Raw genomic sequence first — 3,413 nt, forward strand, 5'->3', positions numbered from 1 at the left:
CAGGTGCTGGCGCTCGTCATAGCGGTAGTACGTGCTCTTGCCCGAGCAGTCCTGATAACGCTCGACCTGGGCCAAGGTGTTCCACCACAGGTACTTGGACTTGTAGGTCGCGTCGATGATGGTGTGCGGCAGGCCGTCATCGCTGTTCAGGTACTCGGTCATCTGGCCGAGGGCATCGATTTCGGCGAGCAGGTTGCCCTTGTCGTCGTAACGCGCTCGCCAGGTGCTGCCATCCGGGTAGCTGGCCCGGGTCACCAGCGTGGTCAGGTGGTGATAAGCGTTTCCACCGCTTCGTTGTTCACCACGCGCTTGATGTCGGTTAGGCGACCCAGCGGGTTGTCGTACTGCAGGTGCACGCGGGGGCCGCCGGTGGCGCTGATGTCGATCAATGTTCCGTCGGGTGTGCGAGTGAAGTGCAGGAAGTGGTCGCCCTCGGTGCACACCAAGTACACCTGCTTGTACGGGTTGTAGATGCGCTAGCCGATATATGCCGTAAAAATACTGGCTCCGCTAACACTTTGGCAGAGCCAGTCCAATACTTAACTGTTAAAGATCACACCACCAAACTCTCACAACAAAACTTATGCAGAAAGTAAATCTCGAAAGACCCGAAGACAAGATATCTAATCCTTGAACTGCACTCCGCGAACCGAGCCATTTTCAAAAATAGACTTGACGCGAGCAGCCACCACAATGACGGAGCTTTCCTCTTCAGCCCTAACGACATCACTAGAAAGTATTGCCTCATCATCCAAAACTATCTTGCTGAACCATCTAGGGCCATCTGGCATATAGCTAAGCAACGGTTCGCTAACGGACTCGTTCAAGTTAGAAGGTGGTGATTTATCAATCACGCTGAACACTTTGTAACCAGCATAGAAACCTCACCTATCAGTAGATCCGCATCCACAAACTGAACACCAGAAATGTTTCTGCCCTCATTAATTCGTAGAGCCGTGGCGAAATCAAATTGGGCCCGTCACTGTAAAAAAATCATAGCTCAAGAGCTTGGAGGCACTGACCCTTTTTGATCCCTCGAAGCAGACTTTTATATCCTTGCTTACAGCCACACCCTCTTTAAAAACCACAGATTCTTCACCTGACAACATCTTTACCTTCAGCCAGTAACTCTCAGGGCAATCATCTGAAATAGAAAGTATATGACTCCTAACCACAAGCTGGTTCTCTAGCAGAGTTTTTATTCAGCGCGACTCATCTGCGCGCAATCCCTTTCTCTCATCAACCATGACTCCGCGAGTTAGCCTTTTGATAGTCCGCTTTGGTTCAACCTCTTTACGTAATCGTGAAAAACATCCAGTTTTTCTCTATGGTCGAAGTATTATTACGCGGAAGAGCTTCGATATACCGTTCACACCCGGTGACTCTCCTCACATTTCGGCAGGGAATCAATATTGTATAAATTATGAACAGTTACCTCGCCCACTTGCTTGCAGCATTCTTAGATAGCTGCCGCGGTAACAACATGATTTTTTTGAAAGCCATATATCCCAAGCATCGTATTATAGCCCCCTGAGACACGCCGTCTAAAGATTGACGAGCGAAGACTTCGCTTACACTCGCTGTGCTAAAAAAGCAACGCTGGCACTGCCGCCTGTTAGGCAGCACCAACGCGCTGCATAATTTCAAAGGTCTGGCGTGACACGCAACAATCAAAGACATCTAGCCCCTCGCAAAGCTCTTAGAGCCTTCAAATATCGTTCAATTCAGCCCATGCATCATACGAATAATTATCATCAACTTTTTCAAACGAAACACCCTTCAAGCCAGTTGCCGCCGACTTGAACCTCTCACTACAAAACAGCTCTAAGGTTTCTTGACATCTAAAAATATCCGACTGCAGCTCTGGGGAAACCACAAACCTACTTATAGCATCAATATTCACCGCCCCCGTATAAATATGACTTTCAATTTCGAGACCGGTCTCCAGGTCCTTGGATGTTTCGAATACCGACTCAATCTTATCCAGAGCCGCTAAACTTTCACCAGGAAGAAAAATGAAAAACTCCCCTTTCCTAGACTGCTCCTTATAGGTTATCTCCAAAGGAATAGCCTTATACTTCCCCCCAACCTCATCGCAGACCTCTAAAAATTTTTTCGAAACATAAGTATCACCGATGCTGTAGTAATCAAACTCCAGATCCGACAACTCCATTTCAAGCCCGGACAGCTTTAAAACATATTTTTTTGTTATATTTAGCCCCAGCGGACTTGGCTCAAACGGATCCCATTCAAACTCACTACAATTAAAAAAACCTGACAACACGATTGGGCAGCCACTGTCCTGCGGATCATAGCGTAAAACGTAATAATTGGAACCACTCACAAAAGCCTCCCAGTGATCGCATCCACAACAAACGTATTATTCTCCAGACTTTCTCTCGCAAAACTCTGGATTTTACCTATACCTAATACCAATTGCGTATCAGAAACCTTACCAGCCCTAAAGGCGTCATTCAAAGCAGAAATCTTAGACTCAATGACCTTAGTATATTTAGCATGACTTGACCAATGCCCTGGCAGATCAATGTTTTGCGTTAGCTTCTTACTACCCGGCAAAAATATACCATTGGATGCACCATCATCATTAAAGCCCATTGACCGAAGCCTGTTAAACATTTTCTCGTAACGAGGCTTTTTCATTATTTCTTCGGGGATTAAATGATGATTAGCCATTCCATCCCCCTTTCTGGCCCCCATGTTATTACCCAGTTTCGTAGAGCACCACCCCAGCGGATCGATTTCTTGGATAGGGTTTTCAGCGTACGAATATATATTCAAGCCCCCTGCCAAGCCTATGGGGTCCTGAGTCAAAAATCGGCCAACCTTAGGATCATAGAATCTGAAAGTGTTATAATGCAGTCCGGTTTCGACATCAAAGTATTGGCCTTGGAAGCGTAGATTCTGCTCAACCTTATTAACAGGCAGTTGCTCTACAGCCCCCCAACAACGGTACGTCGCCTGCCAAATGATCTGCCCGTCACTGTCCGTCAGCTCCAGCGGCGTACCAATCTGATCCGTATGGAAGTAATAGACCTTCTGCCCTTCCCCTTCCACCTGATCGACCCGCGCCAACGGCGCATAGCTTCCCGGCTCGTACAGGTACAAGATGCTCTGCGCAGGTGTCTCCTCCCGCAGCATCCTCAGCCCCTGCCAGAGGAAGCGCTTCTGTTCGACCTCGCCATTGATTTCCGCCTGCTTGGCCACCCGCCGCCCAAGGCTGTCGTACCGGTACTCGCCTCGGCTTTCGAGCTTGCCATTGACCAACGTCTCCGCCCGCACCAGCCGGTTCTCGCAGTCATAGCTAAAGTTCTGCAGCTTGCTGTGCCCACAGCGCTTCTCGATCAGGTTGCCCCACGGATCGTAGCGGTACTCCTGGTCCCGCCACTGTTTGA

3 protein-coding genes and 1 pseudogene are annotated in these 3,413 nt (G+C 48.5%); all 4 read right to left on the bottom strand.

Annotation, left to right across the window (positions count from 1 at the left end):
* Window positions 1-482: pseudogene (locus E8E78_RS15355) on the bottom strand (type IV secretion protein Rhs); the annotation flags it as partial.
* Window positions 483-623: 141 nt separating this feature from the next.
* A complete protein-coding gene (locus E8E78_RS15360; protein ID WP_280313716.1) occupies window positions 624-854 on the bottom strand; it encodes a hypothetical protein in 231 nt (76 codons plus the stop codon).
* Window positions 855-1,708: 854 nt separating this feature from the next.
* Window positions 1,709-2,344: a DUF1629 domain-containing protein gene (locus E8E78_RS15365; RefSeq protein WP_084967069.1), complete on the bottom strand. Its 636-nt coding sequence runs from the start codon at window positions 2,342-2,344 to the stop codon at window positions 1,709-1,711.
* Window positions 2,341-3,413, bottom strand: a 1,073-nt coding sequence (locus E8E78_RS15370; RefSeq protein ID WP_280313717.1) for an RHS repeat-associated core domain-containing protein, incomplete at its 5' end; no start/stop codon positions are given. The genes E8E78_RS15370 and E8E78_RS15365, both read right to left, overlap by 4 nt.

This window comes from Pseudomonas sp. BN505, assembly GCF_029873175.1.
In the GTDB taxonomy this organism is placed as follows: Bacteria; Pseudomonadota; Gammaproteobacteria; order Pseudomonadales; family Pseudomonadaceae; genus Aquipseudomonas; species Aquipseudomonas putida.